Genomic DNA, 22878 nt, shown 5'->3' with positions numbered 1-22878 from the left:
ATCGGACGCATCGGCTCGACGAGCCGACAAACGCGTCGGCGCTCCGCCTGACGGTCACCGCGACAAACGGCGCGGCCGAGGCGCATGTGGTCGCGGTGCGTGCTTACGGGGCGTGAGCCGGCACAGACTGGCTGGCCGACGTGGGAGGCCGCGCCGCGAAGAGATGACATATCGCGTGACGCTACGGTCGTAGTCATCGCCTCCATCGGAATGCCGCCACACTTGTTACTCCCACTGTTCGCTTTCCGGTGCCACACTATCTCACAGACAACAACGAGCGATGAGCAGCGGATGGACCCGCGCCTCGGCCACAAGGCGCGGGAACTCACCCAAACCAGGAGGTTTCAGCAGCCATGACGACATCAGCAAAGAATGGACAGTCTATCATGCACACACCGCCGGTCGTGTCGCCGCAGGCGTGGGAGGCGGCCCGCCAGCAGCTGCTCGTGAAGGAAAAGGCGCAGACCCGCGCCCGTGACGCCCTGGCCGCAGAGCGCCGGCGAATGCCATGGATGACCGTGGATAAGGCATATACGTTCGAGGGGCCCGCGGGTAAGGCGAGCCTGCTCGACCTGTTCGACGACCGGCGTCAGCTGATCGTCTACCGCGCCTTCTTTGAGCCGGGGGTGTTCGGCTGGCCAGACCACGCCTGCCGGGGTTGCTCCATGGTGGCCGACCAGGTCGCCCACCTCGCCCACCTCAACGCCCGCGACACCACTCTCGTCTTCGTCTCGCGTGCTCCTCAGGCAGACATCGCGCGGCTGAAGGCGCGGATGGGGTGGGAGATGCCGTGGTTCACCATCACGGACAGCTTCGACGCCGACTTCGGCGTGGACGAGTGGCACGGCACGAACGTGTTCTACCGTGACGGCGAGCGGGTATTCCGCACCTACTTCATCAACAACCGCGGCGACGAGCAGATGGGAGGCACATGGAACTACCTCGACATCACGCCGCTGGGCCGGCAGGAGGTCTGGGAGGACTCGCCCCAGGGCTATCCTCAGACCCCGACCTACAAGTGGTGGAACTGGCACGACAGCTACGTCGCGGACGCAGCACCCGACAAGACGTGGGTCGAGGTGTCGGAGGCCGGAGAAGCGGCGTTCCGGAACCAGCACCCGAACACGAAGCTGTGAGCCTGCTCCCGTCGATCCGATAGGCGGCGGTTGGTCTGATGGGCCGCCGCCATGCAGCGCCAAGATCCATCGCGCGTATCCGGCACTTGGCCTATTGTTGTTGATCCCAATGCAGCGTCCGGACCGCGTCTGCTGCCTGGCCGTCCGGGTCGGAAATCTCTCCCCCTATATCCAAGGACATATATTCCGCAGATGGAGAACGAGCTACAGTATTTTGTCGAAATGGCTGGCGGGGATGGTTTCCGCTGGGTGATTTGCTGTGCGATGCTGTTCTGCGTACGGCTGAATTGCCGGGTCGGAATGTTTGGCCAGGAGATGACCATGTTAGGCTGCAGCGTCATCGAAATCATGCCATCGAACGGGCGGTTACCTGCCGAATTGATCGAAGCAGGCTATCGGTCGAGCCAATATGGTCTCGTCGTATTTGTCCTGAACAACGTGACGCCGCAGGCTATTAACTTGGTTCTCGACCCGGTCGTCAGGACAATGCCGCTGTCGATTCCAGGCGTGCTTTACATTGAAATTGGCGACGAGCAGCGAGTGCGCGACGCGATAACTTCCGCGTCGATCATATATTTCGCAAGCAACGCCCTCTACAACTTGGCGGCCAGCTATGGCGTATCGCCGGCGCTGGTCTATTCGGATTTACCCCCGCAGCCGAGCGACACAGCCGAGCTCCCGGCAATACACCGACAGGTTCCGCCTCCGGAAACCGTTGATTGGCGCCGCCACAGCTTTCATCATGTTTTCGCGGCATAGCCACGACTACAATTCTGCTTCGCGTGAACTAATAAAGTTTACAATGCGAGGCGAAGACAAGAATACAATCCCTGCTGAATTCCAGATGACCAAGAAGCCTCTGGCTGGCGGGAAGAGATGGCACGCGTAGTAAAAAGAGTTGCCACGGCCTTCAAGCAGTCAGTCGTTCGCATGATTGGAGCAACGCAATTCATCATTCTGTTTAAGTTCATTTTTTAGTATGTTATATAGAAGTAATATACGTTCCAGGACTCGGGAAGCAGCAAGTCCATGGCCTGAGAATATCCCAGTCGTCACATCGAGTAGTTAGCAGTCGGTAGGTTAATTCTGAGCGCCGTTTACGAGCGCGGGCAAAGCAGCCCGGCTCGGCCATCGCTGGAGACGGGCCATGCGCATGAAAGTCTGGCGAAACTTCGTCCTCAGGGGCTATAACGCCTCGCCTGTTCGACCCCAGGATCTTAGCACAACCGACGAAGCAGACGCCCCGAGCCGTCAAACGACCTGGATCAACACCCATCGTGCCCGTGCGGATAAGGTCATCGCGATTGGCCGTGTCATGTCGGCGATCGGCAGCGTTCTCCTATCCTGGCTCGACGCGGAGCATCAGCTAATTCCTGCGGCGTTTGTGTTTCCTCTTCTGTCGGCCTATCTCTCATACGCGATCCTTTGCGCAATCCACGTTTGGAGAAGCAAGATTTCGCGTGTTAGCGGGACCCTCATACGCCATGTGGTCGATGTCGCGACCTTTGTTGTCTTCATGCTACTTACTGGCGGAGCTTCCAGTCCATTTTTCATATTTATGCCCTTCGTTCTCCTGAGTGCAACGCTGCATTGGCGTTGGCGAGGTGCGTTTTGGACGGCCCTCGTCTGCATGACGGCCCCTGTATACCTGATGGCGTTCGAAACCACCTCCGACGTGACGACGGACATGTCACACATGCTGTTCGTGACTGTCGCTGGCACTTTACTGGTCTGGCTCGGTGCTCACCAGGAAGTCGTTCGCGCCGAGATGCTGCGCCTGGTGGAGAAAACTCCTGCGGCACCCGAAGGGCCTGAGTGGCCCGCTGACGCGGCTCTTGAATACGCAGCGCACGTGATGCACTTGCCCCGCGCACTCCTTATCTGGAGCGACTCGGATGAGCCGTGGACGTATGTAGCAGTGCGCAAGAATGGCGCTTGCAGTGTCGCGCAATTGCCGCCGGACGCCTATTGGCCATGGGTCGCCGAACCCTTGCAGCGCGCGAGCCTCTTAATCGCCGACGCCGTACATTCCCAGGTCCTCGTCCACCGGGGCGAGGGATATTTCGACGAATGGGCTGATGCAATGTCACCTGTTTGTCCTGCGCTCGCTGCCGATTTTTCGATTGCCTCGGCTGTCTCGACACAATTCCGCGTCGATGATCTTGAGGCGCGCATCTTTCTCTTGGATCCACCGACACTTTCTCTCGATGACGTGGCGGTTGCAGAGGTCATCGCCGACAGAATCAAAGCATTGTTCGAGCAAGCCATGTTGATGCGCAGGCTTAGCGATGCAGCGGCTGTCGAGGAGCGTATCAAGATCGGGCGCGATCTTCACGACGGAGTGCTTCAAGCTCTGGCCGGAACGGCGTTGCAACTCGAGTCCCTGCGTTCATTCACTCTCGGGGAGCATCAACAGATCGATGGGCGCGTAACTGCAATCCAAGCCATGCTTGCCGACGAGCAACGCGAACTTCGCTCTTTCATCCATGCGCTCGAACCAGGTCAAGGGTACCGCACCCTCCCCGAATCTCATTTGGCACTGCAATTCGAGGCATTGGCCCGGCGTTTACGAAAGCAATGGTCGATCGATATTCGCTTCGCTCTCAACCCTATAGATCTTCGTCTTCCCGCCACGATGGTCTACGAGCTAATACGCATGGCTTCCGAAGCCACTGCCAATGCGGTTCGTCACGGTGGCGCGCGAACGCTTGAAATCAACTTGCAGCTGGATGCCGGCACGATCTTGCTGACGGTCGATGATGATGGATCAGGCTTCGGCTTTGAACGACGGTTTGATCATGCGGAGCTGAAGAACAGCAAGACCGGACCTCGCAGCCTTCGCGAACGGGCCGCAGCCCGTGGTGGAGAACTTTCGATCGACAGGGTTGCGCAGTGGACACGCATATTGATCAGATTGCCGGTGCACCCATGAGCTTGCGCATTGTCATTGTCGATGATCACCTGATTGTTCTGGACGGATTGCGCCGCATGATCGAGACCGAGGACGATTTGCTGGTGATCGCTACATGTCAAAGTGCGTTACACGCAATCGAGGTGATCGATGGGGAAAAGGTTGATCTCGTCGTGCTGGATCTGCGAATGCCCGCAATGAGTGGACTCGAGTTCATTCATTACATCCGCGCCAGTAGGCCGGACCTGCCAATCGTCGTCCTTACCGCCGATATCAGTGACGAAAATCTGGCCATAGCCATGCAATATCGCGTCAATGGCATTGTGCTGAAGGAACAGGCACCGACGGTACTTCTCAACTGCATCCGGACCGTTGCCACCGGCGGCACATATCTTACGGACAAAAACCTGGTCTGCGCGCTGGACAGGCTCCGCGAAAGCGATTTCCAATATACCTCCCTTCTGCAAGCATTGACACCGCGTGAAGTTGAGGTTTCGCGTCTTGCTGCCGATGGATTGCGCAGCAGGGAGATCGGGGACGAGCTCGGAATTTCTCACGGCACCGTCAAACTGCATCTTCACAGCATCTACGGCAAACTTGGCATTTCATCACGCGTTGAGCTAGCAAACCTAGCAAAACGGCAATGGCTGACGAATGACAGCCGATTTTAGCAAGACGTCAAGCGCGACCTTTTGAAGCCCAAAGGCGAGAAAGTAGAAACGTTGTGATCAAGCGAAAACGTGGCATTCTAATCTGCGTACTCATTGCTGTTTATCTTCTGGTGAGCCCGGCATATGCGCTTTTAAACTTTCGGGATTTTGCCTCAGATCTTCCACTTTTCATCCGCTATGTCGCCGTACCTGGTCTGCTCGGCGTTGCCTTCCTGGCAACAGCCTTGTTTGCGAAACCGGCTTTTGCAACGGCGGTTGGCGTTTACGGACTGAGCGTCCTGGTGGCCCTTTTCGCATTCGAGGCGTTTCTCGCCTTCCAATCGATCTCGGTGCGACTGGCCATGCTGGGCCAACTCAGCCCTGCGCAGGCTGAAACGGTTGAGCAGGACAAGAACATCGTCCGCGGCTTCGCGCTAGGCAGTCTGAATCGATTCTTGGAAACAGACGCGCTATCGACAGCGCTTTTGTCGGGCTTCCCAAACACCGACGTCGTTTTGTGCACGCCTGACAATCAAATCATAAAGTACACTGCGGACCGCTATGGCTTCAACAATCCGGACGATGTCTATGACAAACAGCTGGACTTGATGCTTTTGGGTGATTCCTTCGTCGAGGGGTTCTGCCTGCCACCAGGCCAGGATCTTGCGTCGCGTCTAAGGGCGAGCGGTTTTTCCGCGGCGGGGGCGGGAATTCGCGGTAACGGTCCCTTGCTCGAACTCGCGACGCTGGGCCGTTTTGGGCCGCTCTTTCGACCACGCCACGTGGTGATGGTTTTCTTCGAAGGCAATGACTGGGAGAATTTCGAGACCGAGCTAGGCAAGCCCTGGCTGCGCGATGCGCTATCGCCGACCGCCCACTTTGGAACACCGTCGACCGCGCAGCAGGCCTTGCTTGAGGCCAGAGTCATATTGAACCGGAACAACAGCAAGCCCATCAACTTCGTTGATGTACTGAAACGAACAGCGATGCTTCGAAACTTCCTCGCCCTGCAGCAAACCTTTACGAGGCTCGGGCTAATTTACCCGAAGGCCGCACGTGTGATGCCGGAATTCAGGGAGACATTGCATCGAGCTAAAACGCTGTCCGCCGGATGGGGTGGAAAATTCGCCATTGTATATGTGCCGAGAGTCGACCGCTTCATCGGCCCATTCGCTGCAGACCGCGTCTTCGATCAGCTCCGCACGATCGTGACCGATGCTGCGGCAGCCGAAGGAATCGAGGTCATTGATCTGCGCCAGGCGCTGGAGAGGCAGCCCGACCCAGCGCGCATGTACGCCCCCGACAGCCATTTCAACCGCGACGGAGCAGCCTTTGCCGCCGATGTCATCAGCCAGCATCTGCAAACCGTCGACGGGCCGTCCAAGACTGCAACGAATGTCAGGTAACTGCGTAAGACTGCGGGAAGAACGCAAACGCTGTCTATATCCATCGGCATATTGACCGGGACGGTGCGTACCTGTTGAATCCACCGCGAGGCTAATAAAACGATAATCGAGCTGCGTCCCTTACCGTCTGTTCCGTGGTCTATGGGCAAGAAACAGTGAGCGAATCGCACGAGCTATTATTCGAGGATATTCCCGAAGGGCCATCGAATCGTAATTTCGGTTACACGGTGGGCGGGATCCTCCTTTGTCTTGTTGCGGCGAGATGGATCATCAACGGAACGATGACACCCGTCATGCTGGGCTTTGCCAGCTTGGGTGGCCTTCTGGTTCTGCTGGCTCTTATTTACCCGGTCTCTCTGACCATGCCCAATCAGATTTGGAGCAAGCTCGGCCTGCTCCTATTCAAGGTCGCCAACCCCGTGGTGATGCTCTTCATCTATGTGACGACGTTCGTGCCGATCGGGTTCGTCCTGAGAATGCGCGGCCACGATCCTCTCGCGCTACGATTCGACCGGGCGGCACCCACTTATTGGACCAACCATCCACGGGAGGGGGCGGATCCGTCCACAATGCGAAATCAGTTCTGACGACGCAGTTTTCGCTGCGATCGAACATTGATGAAGGACCGACACATGGAAATGGTACGCGAGCTTTTCCTCTATATGCGCATCCGCAGGAAATTCTGGCTGTTGCCCGTCCTTATCATGGTCACTGTCTTTGGAACTCTTGCGGTCCTGACCCAGGGCACCGCGGTTGCGCCCTTTATCTACACCCTGTTCTGATCGGGAGAGGATTAGTGCGCGTTCTCGGGATCTCGGCCTTCTATCATGACAGTGCGGCAGCCTTAATCGAGGACGGACGTATCCTCGCTGCAGCGCAAGAAGAGCGCTTCACCCGCAGGAAGCACGACGCGGCCTTTCCGACGAGGGCGATCGAATACTGTCTGGCCGAGGCAGGCTGCAGCATGGGAGAAATTGACCACGTCGTCTTTTATGAAAAGCCATTCTTGAAGTTCGAGCGATTGCTTGAAACTTATCTCACAACGATCCCGAGAGGCTTTCGCTCGTTCAAGGCCGCGATGCCGATATGGATCAAGGAAAAGCTGTTCCAAAAGAAAATTCTGCGGCAGAAGCTCGGAAAACTGGCCGGCTCGAAAGAGTGGACAGGCTCGCTCCTGTTCACGGAGCACCATCTCGCGCATGCAGCCAGCTGTTACTTTCCGTCTCCTTTTTCGACTGCGGCGGTGCTGACAATGGACGGCGTGGGCGAATGGTGTACGACATCAATTGGCCATGGTGTTGGCGATCGCCTCGCCATTCTAAAGGAGATACACTTCCCCCATTCTCTGGGCCTGCTCTATTCCGCCTTCACCTATTACACGGGTTTCAAGGTAAACTCCGGCGAATACAAGCTTATGGGTTTAGCGCCTTACGGGCGTCCGCGTTTTGCCCAGACTATTCTAGATTATCTGATCGACTTGAAAGAGGATGGCTCATTTCGCCTCGATCAGCAGTATTTCGACTACTGCACGGGTCTTACAATGACCTCGCCGGCGTTCCACCGCCTCTTCGGAGCCGAACCACGAAAGCCGGAATCCACCCTGACCCAGCGCGAAATGGACCTGGCTGCGTCCGTCCAGGCGGTGACCGAAGAGGTGGTTTTGAAACTCGCACGCTTTGCCCAACGAGAAACGGGCGAAACAAACCTGTGCCTTGCCGGTGGTGTCGCGCTGAATTGCGTCGCAAACGGCAAGCTCCTTAAGGCAGGCATTTTCGAGAACATCTGGATCCAGCCGGCAGCCGGCGACGCTGGAGGTGCTCTTGGCGCGGCCCTTGCCGTTTGGCACGGATTCCTCCGCAATGGTCGGATGGTCAATGGTCGCGATAGCATGGCCGGTGCCTATCTTGGCCCGGCCTACGGCCAAAAGGAGATCGAACAGCGCCTTGCTGCCGCCGGCGCCATCTATGACGTTCTCTCAGACACCGACGTTGCCGAGAGCACTGTCGATGCTCTCGTCGAGGAGAAGGCTGTGGGATGGATGCAAGGGCGCATGGAATTCGGGCCCCGCGCGCTCGGGGCCAGATCCATATTGGGTGATCCGCGGTCGCCTACCATGCAGAGAACGCTGAATCTCAAGGTTAAATATCGCGAAAGTTTTCGTCCGTTCGCTCCATCCGTGAGGCGCGAGGATATATCGGACTGGTTCGATATCGATGTCGACAGTCCCTACATGTTGCTTGTTGGCGACGTATTGCAAAGTCGAAGACATCATCCGAACACGGACGAGGAGGAATTGTTCGGCATCGACCGCCTGAACGTCTCACGATCGGAAATCCCGGCTGTTACTCACGTCGATTACTCGGCTCGCGTGCAGACAGTGCATAAAGAGACCAATCCCCGTTACTGGGAGTTGCTGACTGCCTTTAAGGCGCGCACCGGCTGCCCCGTTCTGGTCAATACAAGCTTCAACGTGCGTGGCGAGCCGATCGTCTGCACCCCAGAAGACGCGTTCCACTGCTTCATGGGCACCGAGATAGAGCGTCTTGTCATCGGCAACTGCGTACTTCGAAAGGACGATCAGCCCGCTCGGCTCAAGCAGGACTACAAGGAGCACTTTGATCTCGACTAAGTAACTCCTGTGCCTCTCGGATGAGAGATGGTGTGCTGCGCGTCGGATACCAAGCGGAGCTTTATGGGAGAACCTTGTTCAAGATGACCGGAGCGGGACAGCGAAGGTTAGGAACAACCTCAATCATCGCCGGGCCGCGAACCCGGCAGCAGCACCTGCGATTGTGAGGAAGCATGCGACTTGCGTTAGTTGAAGCAGGCCTCGGCGCCGGAGGGACTGAACGGGTCGTCAGCCTTATCGTGAAAGACCGCCACGCGCGCGGCGACGAAGTGCATGTCTTCGCCTTCATCTCCGATGAGGACGACAGTTATTTTTCCTTGCCCAGCGGCGTGATTGTCCACCGGTTGCCGGACGCCCAGGTGGGCCCGTTTTCCAGGGGCTCTTTCAAAACCGTGAAACGGATCTTGCGGCTCCGCTCAGAACTGCGAAAGCTTCGCCCGGACGTCGTGCTTTCCTTTCTGACAAAGATCAACATTGTTTCCCTGCTTTCCACGCGCGGACTAGGCATTCCAGTGGTGGTGTCGGAACGCAACAATCCCGATGCTCAACCCAGGCATTTCCTCTGGAATATGGTCGAGCCCTTGGTTCTACGGCAAGCTCACCGCTTGATCATGCAAACAGAGGCCATCTCAAAAACTCTGCCCACATCGTTGAGAGCAAAGGCGGTCGTCATCAGTAATCCTTGTGACCGAAGCCGCGACCTTCCTGCCCGTAGAGCTTTACGTGTCGTGGCAGTTGGGCGGCTGGTGGATCAGAAGGGTTTCGATACGCTTATTGAAGCATTTGCCAAAGTATGTGCGGAGGTTCCCGAATGGTGCCTGACGATCTATGGCGAAGGTCCGGACCGGCACCAATTGCAACAGAGGATCCGGGCTCGGCATTTGCAGGACAGAATCTCGCTTCCCGGCGTGACGGCAAAGGCCGGCTCCTGGATTGATGACGCCGCCTTGTTCGTCCTTAGTTCGCGTTATGAGGGATTTCCCAACGTTTTGATGGAGGCGATGGCGGGGGGACTGGCGGTTATTTCCACGCGATGCGATTTTGGCCCGGCGGAGATCATCGAGGACGGCGTCTCAGGCCTTCTCGTTCCCGTCGACGACGTCGATCGTTTAGCGGCCGCGTTGAAGACCTTGATGCTGGACGATAGCCTGCGTGGAAGCTTTGCGGAAGCCGGCTATCAAACCGTCCGCCGCTTTGCGACGGGAACCGTCATGGCAAAATGGGATTCCTGCATCAGGCAGGTGACTGCAACCAACCGGTGGAGCCAAGGGCGCTCGCTGAAAAAGGGGGCGCGATGAACTTCAATCGGGTGATTGATAGCGGAGGAACGGCACCCGCGGACGCAGATTTCGCCGACATACTTATCCATATCGGCTATCACAAGACCGGATCGACCTATCTGCAGGACCATTGCTTCCAGCCCATCAATGGTTACTCCAGCGACATCGGCGGGTCGAGAACGCGCATTGTGAAAGATATCGCATTCCCCGACAATTTCACCTTCGACCCCTCTGGGTGCCGAAACCTTTACCTCCCCTACATCGAGACCGCGCGCGTCAACGGTCTGCGCTTCGTCCTTAGCCACGAACGACTTTCCGGATATCCGCCGAGTGGCGGTTACGATCGCATGCTGATTGCGGATCGGCTCGTGCACACGTTCCCCTCGGCGCGAATTTTGATCGTGGTACGAGAGCAGGTATCGCTCATCAGATCGATATATAGCCAGTACATTACCGACGGCGGGAACCTCTCGCTCGACCGGTTTCTTGAGACCCCTGAGCCGCAATTAGGACGCATGCCTGGATTCCGTCTCGAGGTCTACGAGTTCGACCGGCTGATCCGGCACTACCAGGAGCTCTTTGGCCGCGTCCTGGTGCTGCCTTTCGAGATGATGGTGCGGGATCTGGAAGGCTTCGTGGGGCAAATCACCCAGTTCATGGAGATGCCGCCTCCCGCCGTGATCGCAAAGGTCCTCACCAACAGCAGGCGTCCGGTTACGATGCAAGTCATTCAGCGCTTTGCAAACCGCCTTATGAGCAACAACGAACTCAGCCGCGGCGGGATCGTTCAAATCCCCCGCTTCGCGCGGCGCTTCGGACTGCTGCAGCCGGTCTTCGAACACCTAACTCCGCAATCATTTGACGAACGGCTTTACAGGAATATCGACCGAAAGATACGCGCATTCGTTGGTGGCCATTATCGGGATAGCAACCGTCGCGTCATCGCGTTAACCGGCCTGGATCTGGAAGAGTTCGGTTATCCGGTCTGATGCATATTGTGATCAAGCATCGAATGCAGCCCCGGCACAAAATGTCATTAAGTGGCTGAATTTGCTCGTATATTCTGTGACGCCGTGGCATGTGAATAAGAACCAAAGTTCGACCCTTTCGGCGCACAACCTTCGATACCGATCCAACCATTTCAGACGGCGCTCGTTTTTTTGCCATCGTCGCCAACCTTTGCAAACTGGCTTCCGAAGAAGAATAATTCATTCGATTGACTGAAAACTCAAGGCGATGTATAATCGCGCTATGAAAGAGATCAGCAACGCAAAAACTGACACTCCCCGAAGCGACGCCACCCGCGAGAAGCTGCTTGCAGCGGCACTCGACGTGTTTGGCCGATATGGCTTCGATGGCGCCAGCACGCGCAAGCTTGCCGATGCGGCAGGCGTCAACCTGCAGGCTATCCCCTACTACTTCGGCGGCAAGGAGGGGCTTTACATCGCGACCGCCGAATATCTGGCCGGCGTTGTCGCGGGACATGTCGCCGAGATACGGCACCGCGTCGGCCGTCATCTTGCGGAACTCGATGAAGCGAATATGCCCCTTAATGCCTCGCAGGCGCGCCTCTTTCTGACAGAGATCGTCGAGACGATGGTGGTCCTCTTTGTCAGCCGAGAATCCGAGGCCTGGGCCCGTTTCATCATCCGAGAGCAGCTGGAGCCGACGGCGGCTTTCGAAAGGGTCTATGCCGGCATCATGGGGCCGATGATCAATATGGGACGGCGGCTGATCGGAGCTATCCTGAAAGACGATCCCGCCTCCGAAAACGTGCGCCTGCGCAGCCTGTCCTTCGTCGGCAGTCTTCTGGTTTTCCGGATGGCGAATGCTGCCGTGCTGGCGCAGATGGAGTGGGACCACATCGGCGAAGAGCAGATCGCAAAGCTGCAGGCCCATGCACGTAACCTTGTCGCCGTGCTCGAACCGGCGAAAGGAGAACCAGAATGAACAAGATCATCCCGGTTACGATCCTTCTTGCCGGCGCAGCCGCGGCTGGCTGGTGGTACGACATGCCGTCCAGGCTCGGCTGGGCGCAGCAAAGTGAGAGACAGTTAACGCTCTACGGCAATGTCGATATCCGCCAGGTTTCGCTTGCTTTTCGGGTCAACGGCCGGATCGAGGAAGCGCACGTCGACGAAGGTGATTCCGTAAAGCGCGGCGCTGTTCTGGCTCGGCTGGATAACGAGCCTTACGACTATGCAGTCCGCTCGGCCGAGGCAAATGTTGCTGCGCTGCGTGCCACGCTCGACAAACTCAAGGCCGGTCCGCGGCCGGCAGAGATCGCGCAGGCAAGCGCCTCCTACAACGAAAGCCTTGCTGACCTGGAGAATGCCAACCTTGCTTATGATCGTGCCCGGCAGCTGCGGCCACAGGGTACGGTTTCTCAGGCTGGTCTCGATCAGGCGACGGCTGCAAGAGCAATGGCTGCGGCCCGCGCCGAATCCGCAAATCAGGCGCTCGCTTTGCTGAAGGAAGGCAGCCGCGCTGAAGACATCGCTGCGGCGGCGGCCCAGTTGAAAGCGGCCGAAGCAACGCTTTCGACGGCGCGGACCTCGCTTCGCGATACGGAGCTTCGCGCCCCGAACGACGGGATCATCCTGTCACGGATCAAGGAGCCCGGTGCGATCGTATCATCCGCCGATGCCGTCTATGTGTTGTCGCTGACGGAACCCGTCTGGATACGCAGTTATGTCGCAGAGACGGAACTCGGCCGGATTCATCCAGGCATGAAAGTCAAGGTCACGTCCGATACCAAACCGGATCAGCCCTATGACGGCACCATCGGCTTCATTTCCCCAGTTGCGGAATTCACGCCGAAATCTGTCGAAACGCCGGAACTTCGCACCGACCTCGTCTATCGCTTGCGCGTCGTCATCGAAAAACCCGGACCGGATCTTCGCCAGGGCATGCCGGTGACGCTGCGCTTTCCATCATTGCAGGCAGCGGAAAAATGAGTGCTCCGGAAAAACCGCGCGATACCGCCGAGCTCGTTCACCTGAAGGGGGTGACGAAGCGTTTCGGCGAGGCGAAACCGGCACTCGATGCGATTTCAGCGTCGATCGACGGCGGCAAGATCACGGGTCTCGTCGGGCCCGATGGTGCGGGCAAGACCACGCTTATCCGCCTGATGACCGGTCTCATGCTTCCGGAAAACGGCACTGTCGAGGTGCTGGGTTTCGAAACGCGCGATCGAGCAGCCGACATTCAGGCCGCCATCGGCTACATGCCCCAGCGCTTCGGGCTTTATGAAGATTTGTCGGTCCAGGAAAACCTCGATCTCTACGCCGATCTGCGCGGACTGCCGAAGAGTGAACGGGCGGCGACCTATGATGAACTTCTGACCTTTACGGACCTGAAGCGCTTTACCGGACGTCTTGCCGGAAACCTTTCGGGTGGCATGAAGCAGAAGCTCGGCCTTGCCTGCGCGCTTTTAAAGAAGCCTCGCCTTCTGCTCCTCGACGAACCCGGGGTGGGCGTCGATCCGATTTCCCGGCGCGATCTCTGGAAGATGGTCGAGAATTTGACGGCGGAAGGCATCGGCGTCGTCTGGTCGACGGCCTATCTCGACGAGGCGGAGGCCTGCGACCGCGTTTTGCTGATGAATGAGGGCAAGCTGCTTTTTTCCGGCGAACCGAAGGATCTGACCGGCCGGGTCAAAGACCGCGTCTTTCGGTTGACCGGTGTTTCGGGACGGCGCCGTCAATTGCTTGCAAAGCTCCTAGACGAAGACGGCGTTGTCGACGGTGTTATCCAAGGTGAGGCAATCAGGCTGGTTACCGCAACAGGCCACAACGGTCGCTTTACGGCAGCTGGCACAGCGAAAATAACCCCCGCCGAGCCGCGTTTCGAAGACGCTTTCGTCGACATGCTGGGCGGAGGGCCGGGCGGCCGGTCGAGGCTTGCCGAAGCGCAGGAGCCGCTGGCGCGCAATGACGATAGGCCTGTTATCGAGGCGAAGGGTCTTACCAAGCGCTTCGGCGACTTCACGGCGGCCGACGACATCACCTTCGACATCCCGCGCGGGCAGATATTCGGACTGCTTGGGCCGAACGGCGCGGGCAAATCAACGACATTCAAGATGCTCTGCGGACTTTTGAAACCGACAAGCGGCGAAGGCCGGGTGGCCGGCTTCGATCTGCGGCGCGATGCGGCCGAGGCACGCAACCGTCTCGGCTACATGGCGCAGAAGTTCTCGCTCTACGGCGACCTCAGCGTGGCGCAGAATCTCGATTTCTTTGCCGGCGTTTATGGCCTGAGAGGCGTGCGCAAGCGCGAGCGGACGCAGTTGATGACGTCGATTTTCGATCTTGGGTCGCGTCTTGCGATGTCCGCAAAGGATCTGCCGCTCGGGCTCAAACAGCGGCTGGCGCTTGCCTGCGCCGTGATGCACGAGCCTGAAGCGCTCTTTCTCGACGAACCCACTTCGGGCGTCGATCCGATTACGCGCCGCGAATTCTGGACACATATCAACGGGCTCGTCGAAAAGGGCGTCACCGTCCTCGTCACCACCCACTTTATGGACGAGGCCGAATATTGCGATCGTATTTCGCTGATCTATCGCGGCCGTTCGATCGCACTCGGTTCTCCGGATGAGCTGAAGGCGCGTTTTGCAAATGCCGACAATCCCGATCCGACGATGGAGGACGCATTTATCGCGCTGGTGCAAGCCTCGCAGGAGAGGATTGCGGCATGACGGCTCCCCTCCCCGCAACGGGCGCGCTGTCCCGCTCCAGCCGAACCCGCCGTTTCGCAGCCTTGGTTCGCAAGGAAAGCTTTCAGGTCATCCGTGATCCGAGCAGCATTCTGATTGCATTTGTGCTGCCGCTCATCCTGCTCTTTCTCTTCGGTTACGGCGTCTCGCTGGACACGACGCGGACGCGAGTCGGCTTGGCGATCGAGGAAACAACACCGCTGACGAATGATCTGGCCGCAAGCTTCCAGGCATCACGCTATTTTTCGGTGACGACAGGCCGCGACAGGCGGCTTTTCGAAGAGGACCTGGTGCTTTCCCACATTCGCGGCATCATCGTCATCCCGGCGGATTTCTCGAGGAACTATGCAGCGGGCAACCGGCCGCAGGTCCAGGTGATCGTCGACGGTTCCGACCCTAACACCGCCAATTTCGTCCAGAACTATGTCCAGGGCGCCGTCGCCAACTGGCAGCTGCAGCAGCAGTCCGAACTGGCCGCAGGCGGGCCGCCGATTTCCGTGGAGCAGCGCTTCTGGTTCAATCCGGAACTAACCAGCCGGTCGTTTCTGGTGCCGGGGTCGATCGCAATTGTCATGACATTGGTCGGAACGCTATTGACGTCGCTTGTCGTTGCCCGCGAGTGGGAGCGGGGTACGATGGAAGCTATGATGGCAACGCCGGTGACGGCCGCCGAGCTGCTTGCCGGTAAAGTCCTCCCCTATTTCGTGCTCGGCCTCACATCGATGACGCTTTGCGTGCTGCTCGCCATCTTTCTGTTCGGCGTTCCCTTTCGCGGCTCCGTCCTCGCGCTCTATGCTCTGTCCGCAGTTTTCCTCATGCCGGCCCTCGGGCAGGGCCTGCTGATCTCGGCTATCACCAAGAACCAGTTCCTCGCCTCGCAGCTGGCGCTGATTACGGCCTTCCTTCCCGCCTTCTTGCTGTCGGGCTTTCTCTTCGAGATCAATTCGATGCCGACGGTGATCCAGTGGATTACCTTCATCGTGCCGGCGCGCTATCTGATTCCCAGCCTGCAGACGGTTTTCCTGGCCGGCGATATCTGGCCGATGTTCCTCCATGCGATCCTCGTGATGTTTCTGATCGGATCCGTCCTTTTCCTGCTTGCCGCGCGCAGCACCAGAAAGAGGATTGCCTAAGATGTGGTGGACCCGATTGAAAGCGCTCATTGTCAAGGAATTGCTGGCCGTGCTCCGCGATCCGAGGGGCCGTACCATACTGATCGGCCCACCGATCGTGCAGTTGCTGGTCTTTTCCTATGCGGCCACGCTCGAGGTTCGAAATGTCGATGTGATGCTGCTCAACCGCGACAGCGGTTACTGGGGACAGGAACTCGTGCAGCGCATCGACGGCTCGCCGACATTCCGCCAGGTTATCATCGCCGGCACGCCAGCCACCGTGCGGGACGCAATCGATCGCCAGACGGTAACCGCCGCAATCGAAATCGGCGCTGATTTCTCGCGCAAGATCGAAGCCGGCGAACCGGCCGATCTGCAGGTCATCCTTGACGGCCGGCGCTCCAATGCGTCGCAGATCGTCTCGGGATACATCACGCAGATCGTCGCAGCATTGTCCGCCGAGACCCCAGCAGGCATACGTGGAGGTGCCCGTTCCGTCACGACAGTGCCGCGCAACTGGTTCAATCCCAACCTGATCTTCCAATGGTTCATGGTGCCGAACCTGATCGCGAGCATCGCACTGCTCATTGGGCTCATCGTCACCGCCCTTTCGATCGCCCGCGAACGCGAGCTTGGAACCTTCGACCAGTTGATGGTCTCGCCGCTTCGCACCCATGAGATCCTGATCGGCAAGCTCATCCCGCCGATGATGATCGGGCTTTTTCACATGACGGTCTATATCCTGGCAGCGATCTTCATCTTCGGCGTGCCGCTGCGCGGCTCGCTGCTGCTTCTTTACGGCAGCTCGCTCTTCTATCTCGCCTCCGTTGCCGGTCTGGGGCTCTTCATCTCCGCCTTGTCGATGACGCAGCAGCAGGCGATCCTCGGCGCCTTCCTGTTCATGGTGCCGGCCATGCTTCTTTCCGGCTTCGCGACACCGATCGAGAATATGCCCGACTGGCTGCAGCCGGTCACGCTGATCAACCCGCTGCGCTACTTCCTGGTGATCGTGAAGGGCATCTTCCTCAAGGACATTCCTCTCATGGAGGTGTGGCACCAGACGTGGCCACTCTGCGTGATCGCGGTCGGAACCCTAAGTGCTGCGTCATGGCTCTTTCGCAGAAGGCTCGAGTGATTATTCCGACGCGCCCCAAGAGGCGCTGAATTGCCTTGCAGTGCTTCCCCCTCATCCGGTCACCCGCAAATTACGCGCAGCGCCGCAACATCGCCGCTTGCATTGTTTATAAAAATGCGTTTTACTAAACACATTGCTAAACATGATGATTGAGGAGTTCATGTGAGCATTCTTTAGAAGTGGGTGAACTTGCGACGCCGGTGGGGAGCCGGCCTTTGGTTCTGGGAGGAACTTATGCAGAAGAAATCGAAAGCCCTTCTCGGGCTCGCCTCGGCACTTATGCTGTCGTCGGCATTGCCCAATCTTGCGAAAGCCGATGAACTGACGCTCTGCTGGGCCGCGTGGGACCCGGCCAATGCGCTCGTGGAACTGTCGAAGGACTTCACCGCAAAGACCGGAACGACGATGAAGTTCGAGTTCGTCCCGTGGACGAACTATGCCGACCGCTTTCTCAACGAACTCAACTCTCATGGCAAGCTCTGCGACCTGATCATCGGCGACAGCCAGTGGATCGGCGGTTCGGCGGAAAACGGCCATTATGTCAAGCTGAACGACTTCTTCGACAAGGAAGGCATCAAGATGGATGACTTCGTGCCGGCAACGGTCGTCGGCTATTCCGAATGGCCGAAGAACACCCCGAACTACTGGGCGCTTCCGGCAATGGGTGACGTGGTCGGTTGGACCTATCGCAAGGACTGGTTCGAAAGGCCGGAGCTGAAGACAGAATTCAAGGAGAAATATGGCTGGGATCTCGCCGCGCCGAAGACTTATGATCAGTTGAAGCAGGTCGCCGAATTCTTCCAGAAGCGCGAGATCGACGGAAAGACCGTCTACGGCGCTTCGATCTACACCGAGCGCGGTTCGGAAGGCATTACCATGGGCGTCACCAACGTCCTCTACTCTTGGGGCTTCCAATACGAGGACCCGAAGAAGCCTTACGAGATGGAGGGGATCGTCAACTCGGCCGACGCGATCAAAGGCCTGGAGTTCTACAAGTCGCTTTATGACTGCTGCACGCCGCCCGGCAGCTCCAACGTCTATATGGTCGAATCTGCTGACGCCTTCAAATCCGGTCAGGTCGCGATGCAGATGAACTTCGCCTTCACCTGGCCCGGCCTCTACAAGGACGAGAAGGTCGGCGGCGACAAGATCGGCTTCTTCCCCAATCCGGCCGAGAAGGCGCATTTTGCCCAGCTCGGCGGCCAGGGCATCTCTGTCGTTTCCTATTCCGACAAGAAGGACGCCGCGCTGCAATACATCAAGTGGTTCGCCCAGCCTGACGTGCAGGCCAAGTGGTGGGAACTTGGCGGCTTCTCCTGCTTGAATTCGGTCGTCAAGGCGCCGGGCTTCGCCACAAGCCAACCCTACGCCCAAGCCTTCCTGGACTCCATGGCTATCGTCAAGGACTTCTGGGCCGAACCAAGCTACGCCACCCTTCTCCAGGACATGCAGAAACGCGTTCACAACTACGTCGTTGCCGGCAACGGAACCGCGCAGGAAGCGCTTGACGGATTGGTGGAGGATTGGACCGAGGTCTTCAAGGACGACGGCAAGATCTAGTGTCCATCTGGACACGCGACATCCTTGTCAGAATGGCGGCTCGGATCGGCAAAGGAGCCTGGCCGCCGGATGTCTCACATACACAAAGACCGGGTGACATCTTGAATATTTCCAATTCCATTGTCGAGCAGGCAGCGGATGCAACAGCAAGGTCAACGCCGGTATCTGTTGCCAGACGCGTCCGCGGTCTGTCGGACAGCGCAATCGCTTGGGTGTTTATCGCTCCCGCCATCACGCTATTGCTTGCCATCAACATTTTCCCGCTCATCTGGGCAATCTATCTTTCCTTCACGAATTATCGTGCCAACCGGCCGAATGCTGCTGTTGAAGGCGTGGGCTTGCGAAATTATGAGCGCGTCCTCACCGATCCGGACATCTGGCAGGCGATGCAGACCACGGCGCATTTCGTCTTCTGGACGATCGTCCTGCAGACGGTAATCGGCTTCACGCTCGCTTATCTGATCGACCGCAAATTTCGCGGCCACGCCTTCTGGACGACCATCATCCTGATCCCGATGATGCTGTCTCCCGCCGTCGTCGGCAATTTCTGGCGTTTTCTCTACGAACCGCAGATCGGTCTCTTCGCTTATGCGGTTTCGTGGCTTAGCGGCATTCCGACATCGGATATCCGGATGCTCGGCGACGTCTCACTGGCGCCCTGGGCGATCATCATCGTCGATACTTGGATGTGGACCCCCTATGTGATGCTGATCTGCCTCGCCGGCCTGCGCTCGATCCCCGACTACATCTACGAAGCGGCCGAAGTTGACCGGGCATCGGCTTGGCGCCAGTTCTGGTCGATCACCGTGCCGATGGCCCTGCCGTTCATCATGCTCGCCGTCCTCTTCCGCGGCATCGAGAACTTCAAGATGTTCGACATGGTGACGCTGCTGACCGGCGGCGGGCCTGGCTCGGTCACTGAGGTCGCCTCGATCACGCTGAAGCGTGCAGCCTTCGAAAGCTGGGCAACCGGCCGGGCTTCCGCCTTCGCGATTATTCTCTTCGTCGCAGTATTCGGCCTCGCCAACATCTACGTCAAAGCCCTCAATAAGGTGAAGCAACGATGAGCTCCGCAAACGCTGCCCATTCTGTCGTCGAGCCTAGCCTCGCCAGTAAGCGGGTCGCCGGCGCGATCGTGATCCTCTATGCGCTGATCACGCTCGTCCCTCTCGTCTGGATTTTCCTGACCAGCATCAAGTCGCCGCCGGACTCCATCAGCTATCCGCCGAAGATCGTCTTTGCGCCGTCGCTCGAAGGTTATTGCAATCTTCTGACTACGAGGACGCGGCAGACGCCGGAATATATTGCCTCCCTGCCCGCACCGACCGGCACCTGTGATGAGGTGACCCGCAAGCGCAACATGGTGATCGCCGGCCCCTCGAATTTCCTGCCGCGCTTCGTCAATTCGCTGGTGATTGCCTTCGGCTCCACATTCCTTGCGGTCTTTCTCGGCACCTTGGCCGCGTACGGCTTCTCCCGCTTCAGGGTGCCACTCGCCGACGATCTTTTGTTCTTCATCCTGTCGACGCGCATGATGCCGCCGATCGCCGTCGCGATCCCGATCTACCTGATGTACCGGGAGCTTGGCTTGTCCGACACGGCATTGGGCATGATCCTGCTCTATACCGCGGTCAATGTTTCGCTGGCTGTTTGGCTGCTCAAGGGGTTCATCGACGAAATCCCTCGCGAATACGAGGAAGCTGCGATGATCGACGGCTACACGCGGCTGCAGGCCTTCCGCAAGGTCGTCCTGCCGCAGGCAACGACCGGCATTGCTGCGACCGCGATCTTCTGCCTGATCTTCGCCTGGAACGAATATGCCTTCGCCGCACTTCTGACATCGGGCAGCGCGCAGACCGCGCCGCCATTCATCCCTACGATCATTGGCGAGGGGGGGCAGGACTGGCCGGCCGTCGCTGCGGGGACTACGATCTTCCTGATCCCGATCCTGGTCTTCACCATTCTCCTGCGCAAGCAGCTGCTGCGCGGCATCACCTTCGGAGCGGTCCGCAAATGACGCACCTGGTCGAAACGCCCCGCCCTGCCCGTCCGAAACGGCCTTTTTTCCTGCGGCGCGGGCCGATGGAAAACATCGCCACGGTCCTGATCGCAGCGGGCTTCCTGATGCTGTTCCAGCCCTTCCTGTTGGTGCTCTATACCTACTCGCTAGTGACGCTGCTTGCGGGAACGGCGATGTTCATCGTTGTCTCGAAATTCCCGGAGTGAACCATGGCGGAAATCAGAATTGAGCATCTCCGCAAGGAATTCGGCAGCTTCGTCGCAGTCGAGGATTCGAGCTTTGTCGTCCATGACGGCGAGTTCCTAGCGCTTCTTGGGCCGTCCGGCTGCGGCAAGACGACCACGCTTCGCATGATCGCGGGACTGGAATTGCCGACCAGCGGCAAGATCTATCTCGACGGCGAGGACGTCACTTTCAATCGTGCCAGCGCCCGCGATATCGCCTTCGTCTTTCAACTCTTCGCGCTCTATCCGCACATGAACGTGCGCAAGAACATTGGCTTTCCGCTGTTGTCGCAAGGAATGTCGAGGGCGGAAATTCAGGCCCGAGTGGAGGAAACCGCGCGCCTGCTGCAGATCGACCATATTCTCAACAGATCCGTCTCCGGGCTTGCCGGTGGCGACCGCCAGCGTGTAGCGCTCGGTCGCGCCATCGTGCGCCGCCCGAAATGCTTCCTGATGGACGAACCGCTCGGCACGCTCGATGCCGAGTTCCGCGAGGTCATGGTTCATGAGCTTCGCGAATTGCACAATCGCATCCACGCGACGACGGTCTACGTCACCCATGATCAGCACGAGGCGATGGCCATGGCCGACAAGATCGCCGTCATGAATCATGGCGTTATTGAGCAGTTCGGGACGCCGCAGGAGATCTACAACAAGCCGGCGACGATGTACGTCGCAGATTTCATCGGGTCGCCGCCGATGAATTTCATGCGCTTTATCTCCGGCCTTCAGAAGGGCGATCGATTCATCTCTCTCGATGGCGTCGATGTCGCCGTTCCAGAGATTCACCAGGACCTGACCGTAGGCGAGCTGGCACTTGGCGTGCGGCCGGAGCACATCCGCTTCAGCGACGCCTCGACCCTGCGCGGTGCCGTCTATGGCAGCGAGTATCTCGGAACAAATCAGATCGTGGCGATCGAAACCCGCAGCGGACTGATCAAGGCCCGCGTTCCGGCAAACCGCAACTTCCGCATCGGCGAAACGGTCGGTCTCGAATTCAACCCTGCCAATCTAGCGCTCTTCGACTGCCGGTCGGGTCGCGCGGTTGCTTCATCGCTCCATTCGGAGGTCCTGCATGGCTGATGTCGTTCTTAAAGGCCTCAACAAGCGTTTCGGCGACACGCAGGCGCTCAGCGCCCTCGATCTTGCGATCCGCGACGGCGAATTCGTCGTGCTCTTAGGACCGACCGGCGCCGGCAAGACGACGACGCTTCGTCTGATCGCCGGCCTGGAGCGGCCCGACAGCGGCCGTATCGAGATCGGCGGCCGCAACGTCGCCGGCGAAGCCCCAGCCGAGCGCGACGTGGCTTTCGTCTTCCAGCAATATTCGCTTTATCCGCACATGACGGTCTACGAGAACCTTGCCTTCCCTTTGAAGGCGCCGGTGCGGAAGCTCAGCACTGATGAGATCGATCGGCGCGTGCGCGAGATCGCGCGTATGGTCAGGATCGACCACAAGCTGGAAAATCGCTCGACCCGTCTTTCCGGTGGGGAGATGCAGCGAGTCGCGATCGGTCGGGCGCTGGTGCGTGAGCCCGCGATCTACCTCATGGACGAACCGCTTTCGTCTCTCGACGCCAAACTTCGGTCAGAGCTTCGGCTAGAACTCAAGCGCATCCAGAAGGAACTGGGTTCTACCTTACTTTACGTTACCCACGACCAGGTGGAGGCCATGACGATGGCGGACCGCATCGGCATCGTTGCTGAAGGCAGGCTCCTGCAGGTCGGAACGCCTCGGGAAATCTACGGCAATCCCGCCAGCCTTCATGTCGCAGCCCGCCTCGGTCAGCCGCATATCAATCTCCTTCCCGCCAATCTGCTTCCGGGCGGCAGCCCTCCTAAGGGTACGAAGACAATTGGCGCACGGACCGAGCACCTCGACATCATCGTCGGCAAGGATGCCAATGCCGAGGTCGACTGGATCGAACACCTGGGCGATCAGAACCATCTGCATATCCGCGTTCGCGATCACAAGCTCGTCACACTTGCGGATCCATATCTCGCAATCAGACCGGGCGACAGGATCAATCTTACGCTCCGCGATCCGCTCTATTTCGACGCGAGCGGACAGCGGCTCGCTTGAACCGCAGAAACTGAACCG

21 protein-coding genes are annotated in these 22878 nt (G+C 58.5%); all 21 read left to right on the top strand.

What is annotated here, in order from left to right; genetic code table 11:
- The first annotated feature begins 353 nt into the window (after positions 1 to 353).
- The 21 genes from BN1800_RS28320 (at position 354) to BN1800_RS28220 (ending at position 22860) form a co-directional block, all read left to right on the top strand.
- On the top strand, positions 354 to 1136 hold the full coding sequence (locus BN1800_RS28320) for a DUF899 domain-containing protein (RefSeq protein WP_027510905.1): 783 nt from the start codon (positions 354 to 356) through the stop codon (positions 1134 to 1136).
- 192 nt (positions 1137 to 1328) lie between these two features.
- The gene (locus BN1800_RS28315; protein WP_143534119.1) at positions 1329 to 1895 is read left to right on the top strand and encodes a hypothetical protein; all 567 of its coding nucleotides are present in this window, start codon (positions 1329 to 1331) and stop codon (positions 1893 to 1895) included.
- A 388-nt stretch (positions 1896 to 2283) separates the two neighbouring features.
- Complete coding sequence (locus BN1800_RS28310) at positions 2284 to 4068, top strand: sensor histidine kinase (RefSeq protein ID WP_244564682.1); 1785 nt, start codon at positions 2284 to 2286, stop codon at positions 4066 to 4068.
- On the top strand, positions 4029 to 4718 hold the full coding sequence (locus BN1800_RS28305; RefSeq protein WP_244564681.1) for a response regulator: 690 nt from the start codon (positions 4029 to 4031) through the stop codon (positions 4716 to 4718). Before BN1800_RS28310 ends, BN1800_RS28305 begins: the two co-directional genes overlap by 40 nt.
- A 53-nt stretch (positions 4719 to 4771) precedes the next feature.
- Positions 4772 to 6103, top strand: coding sequence for a GDSL-type esterase/lipase family protein (locus BN1800_RS28300; protein WP_087002189.1), 1332 nt, complete (start codon positions 4772 to 4774; stop codon positions 6101 to 6103).
- A gap of 155 nt (positions 6104 to 6258) precedes the next feature.
- Positions 6259 to 6690 carry a hypothetical protein gene (locus BN1800_RS28295; protein ID WP_087002187.1) on the top strand — a complete coding sequence of 144 codons (432 nt, stop codon included), beginning with the start codon at positions 6259 to 6261 and terminating at the stop codon, positions 6688 to 6690.
- A gap of 45 nt (positions 6691 to 6735) precedes the next feature.
- Positions 6736 to 6885 carry a DUF5989 family protein gene (locus tag BN1800_RS28290; protein ID WP_087002203.1) on the top strand — a complete coding sequence of 50 codons (150 nt, stop codon included), beginning with the start codon at positions 6736 to 6738 and terminating at the stop codon, positions 6883 to 6885.
- Positions 6886 to 6899: 14 nt separating this feature from the next.
- Complete coding sequence (locus tag BN1800_RS28285) at positions 6900 to 8732, top strand: carbamoyltransferase family protein (RefSeq protein WP_087002185.1); 1833 nt, start codon at positions 6900 to 6902, stop codon at positions 8730 to 8732.
- A gap of 173 nt (positions 8733 to 8905) precedes the next feature.
- Positions 8906 to 10030: a glycosyltransferase family 4 protein gene (locus BN1800_RS28280; protein WP_051336614.1), complete on the top strand. Its 1125-nt coding sequence runs from the start codon at positions 8906 to 8908 to the stop codon at positions 10028 to 10030.
- Complete coding sequence (locus tag BN1800_RS28275; protein ID WP_087002183.1) at positions 10027 to 11001, top strand: sulfotransferase; 975 nt, start codon at positions 10027 to 10029, stop codon at positions 10999 to 11001. The genes BN1800_RS28280 and BN1800_RS28275 overlap by 4 nt, the downstream gene beginning before the upstream one ends.
- Before the next feature lie 262 nt (positions 11002 to 11263).
- The gene (locus tag BN1800_RS28270) at positions 11264 to 11962 is read left to right on the top strand and encodes a CerR family C-terminal domain-containing protein (protein ID WP_027510912.1); all 699 of its coding nucleotides are present in this window, start codon (positions 11264 to 11266) and stop codon (positions 11960 to 11962) included.
- On the top strand, positions 11959 to 12969 hold the full coding sequence (gene hlyD / locus BN1800_RS28265; protein WP_087002181.1) for a secretion protein HlyD: 1011 nt from the start codon (positions 11959 to 11961) through the stop codon (positions 12967 to 12969). Before BN1800_RS28270 ends, hlyD begins: the two co-directional genes overlap by 4 nt.
- On the top strand, positions 12966 to 14708 hold the full coding sequence (locus tag BN1800_RS28260) for an ATP-binding cassette domain-containing protein (RefSeq protein ID WP_087002180.1): 1743 nt from the start codon (positions 12966 to 12968) through the stop codon (positions 14706 to 14708). The genes hlyD and BN1800_RS28260 overlap by 4 nt, the downstream gene beginning before the upstream one ends.
- Entirely contained in the window at positions 14705 to 15859 is a 1155-nt protein-coding gene (locus BN1800_RS28255; protein ID WP_087002178.1) for an ABC transporter permease, read from the top strand. Before BN1800_RS28260 ends, BN1800_RS28255 begins: the two co-directional genes overlap by 4 nt.
- Position 15860: 1 nt before the next feature.
- Positions 15861 to 16973, top strand: coding sequence for an ABC transporter permease (locus BN1800_RS28250; protein ID WP_027510916.1), 1113 nt, complete (start codon positions 15861 to 15863; stop codon positions 16971 to 16973).
- A 234-nt stretch (positions 16974 to 17207) separates the two neighbouring features.
- Positions 17208 to 18533 carry an ABC transporter substrate-binding protein gene (locus tag BN1800_RS28245; protein WP_087002176.1) on the top strand — a complete coding sequence of 442 codons (1326 nt, stop codon included), beginning with the start codon at positions 17208 to 17210 and terminating at the stop codon, positions 18531 to 18533.
- Positions 18534 to 18634: 101 nt separating this feature from the next.
- Positions 18635 to 19600, top strand: a complete 966-nt coding sequence (locus tag BN1800_RS28240) for a carbohydrate ABC transporter permease (protein ID WP_132563303.1) — start codon at positions 18635 to 18637, stop codon at positions 19598 to 19600.
- On the top strand, positions 19597 to 20550 hold the full coding sequence (locus tag BN1800_RS28235) for a carbohydrate ABC transporter permease (protein WP_027510919.1): 954 nt from the start codon (positions 19597 to 19599) through the stop codon (positions 20548 to 20550). The genes BN1800_RS28240 and BN1800_RS28235 overlap by 4 nt, the downstream gene beginning before the upstream one ends.
- Positions 20547 to 20759 carry a hypothetical protein gene (locus tag BN1800_RS28230; protein ID WP_087002172.1) on the top strand — a complete coding sequence of 71 codons (213 nt, stop codon included), beginning with the start codon at positions 20547 to 20549 and terminating at the stop codon, positions 20757 to 20759. Before BN1800_RS28235 ends, BN1800_RS28230 begins: the two co-directional genes overlap by 4 nt.
- Positions 20760 to 20762: 3 nt before the next feature.
- On the top strand, positions 20763 to 21860 hold the full coding sequence (locus tag BN1800_RS28225; RefSeq protein WP_087002171.1) for an ABC transporter ATP-binding protein: 1098 nt from the start codon (positions 20763 to 20765) through the stop codon (positions 21858 to 21860).
- Positions 21853 to 22860, top strand: coding sequence for an ABC transporter ATP-binding protein (locus BN1800_RS28220; protein WP_087002169.1), 1008 nt, complete (start codon positions 21853 to 21855; stop codon positions 22858 to 22860). The genes BN1800_RS28225 and BN1800_RS28220 overlap by 8 nt, the downstream gene beginning before the upstream one ends.
- The last annotated feature ends 18 nt before the right edge of the window (positions 22861 to 22878 follow it).

The organism is Rhizobium sullae (assembly GCF_900169785.1).
Classification (GTDB): Bacteria; Pseudomonadota; Alphaproteobacteria; order Rhizobiales; family Rhizobiaceae; genus Rhizobium; species Rhizobium sullae.
The sequence above is the reverse complement of the archived record's forward strand: the minus strand, read 5'-3'. Positions and strand labels throughout refer to the sequence as shown.

Bases quoted from the DNA above. Each gene is read 5' to 3' on its own strand.
- BN1800_RS28230 (WP_087002172.1), top strand. From the start codon at position 20,547: ATGACGCACCTGGTCGAAACGCCCCGCCCTGCCCGTCCGAAACGGCCT.
- BN1800_RS28275 (WP_087002183.1), top strand. From the start codon at position 10,027: ATGAACTTCAATCGGGTGATTGATAGCGGAGGAACGGCACCCGCGGAC.
- BN1800_RS28320 (WP_027510905.1), top strand. From the start codon at position 354: ATGACGACATCAGCAAAGAATGGACAGTCTATCATGCACACACCGCCG.
- BN1800_RS28250 (WP_027510916.1), top strand. From the start codon at position 15,861: ATGTGGTGGACCCGATTGAAAGCGCTCATTGTCAAGGAATTGCTGGCC.
- hlyD (WP_087002181.1), top strand. From the start codon at position 11,959: ATGAACAAGATCATCCCGGTTACGATCCTTCTTGCCGGCGCAGCCGCG.
- BN1800_RS28235 (WP_027510919.1), top strand. From the start codon at position 19,597: ATGAGCTCCGCAAACGCTGCCCATTCTGTCGTCGAGCCTAGCCTCGCC.
- BN1800_RS28225 (WP_087002171.1), top strand. From the start codon at position 20,763: ATGGCGGAAATCAGAATTGAGCATCTCCGCAAGGAATTCGGCAGCTTC.
- BN1800_RS28260 (WP_087002180.1), top strand. From the start codon at position 12,966: ATGAGTGCTCCGGAAAAACCGCGCGATACCGCCGAGCTCGTTCACCTG.
- BN1800_RS28220 (WP_087002169.1), top strand. From the start codon at position 21,853: ATGGCTGATGTCGTTCTTAAAGGCCTCAACAAGCGTTTCGGCGACACG.
- BN1800_RS28280 (WP_051336614.1), top strand. From the start codon at position 8,906: ATGCGACTTGCGTTAGTTGAAGCAGGCCTCGGCGCCGGAGGGACTGAA.
- BN1800_RS28315 (WP_143534119.1), top strand. From the start codon at position 1,329: ATGGAGAACGAGCTACAGTATTTTGTCGAAATGGCTGGCGGGGATGGT.
- BN1800_RS28255 (WP_087002178.1), top strand. From the start codon at position 14,705: ATGACGGCTCCCCTCCCCGCAACGGGCGCGCTGTCCCGCTCCAGCCGA.
- BN1800_RS28290 (WP_087002203.1), top strand. From the start codon at position 6,736: ATGGAAATGGTACGCGAGCTTTTCCTCTATATGCGCATCCGCAGGAAA.
- BN1800_RS28245 (WP_087002176.1), top strand. From the start codon at position 17,208: ATGCAGAAGAAATCGAAAGCCCTTCTCGGGCTCGCCTCGGCACTTATG.
- BN1800_RS28270 (WP_027510912.1), top strand. From the start codon at position 11,264: ATGAAAGAGATCAGCAACGCAAAAACTGACACTCCCCGAAGCGACGCC.
- BN1800_RS28310 (WP_244564682.1), top strand. From the start codon at position 2,284: ATGCGCATGAAAGTCTGGCGAAACTTCGTCCTCAGGGGCTATAACGCC.